Annotated in this window: 1 protein-coding gene; it reads left to right on the top strand. The window is 40.9% G+C overall.

What is annotated here, in order from left to right:
- Window positions 1-450: MucBP domain-containing protein (locus HMPREF3002_RS04230; RefSeq protein ID WP_176745569.1), on the top strand; the 450-nt coding region annotated here is incomplete at both ends.

The following is a 450-nucleotide window of genomic DNA, read 5'->3' as shown; positions in this document are numbered from 1 at the left end:
AAGTCGACGAACAAGGTCACTGGACAGGTGATGACGCTACAACTGGTAAAGTTGTTGAAGGTGATAAGAATGTCACTTACGTCTACAAACTGAAAGAAGATCCAACGAAACCTAAAGAAGGTGACGTCATCATCACTTACGTAGACGAAAATGGTAAAGAAATTCAAAAACCTCGTCAAGATACACCAAACTCACCATATGACACACCATATAACACAACTGAGGAAGGTGAAAAACCTAACACTATCAAGACTCCAGACGGTAAGACTTACAAGATCGTACCGAAAGGTGACTACCCAGTAGGTAAAGTTGATGGCGACGGACACTTGGAATCATCTGATCCAATTAAAGGTAAAGTTGATAAACCACGTTCAATCATCACTTACGTCTACAAAGAAGTGAAAGAAGAGCCAACTCAACCTAAGGGTAGCGTATACGTACACTACAAAG

Source organism: Streptococcus sp. HMSC065E03, from assembly GCF_001815045.1.
GTDB classification, from domain to species: domain Bacteria; phylum Bacillota; class Bacilli; order Lactobacillales; family Streptococcaceae; genus Streptococcus; species Streptococcus parasanguinis_AD.
Note: the sequence above shows the minus strand (reverse complement) of the source record. Positions and strands in the feature narration are given on the sequence as shown.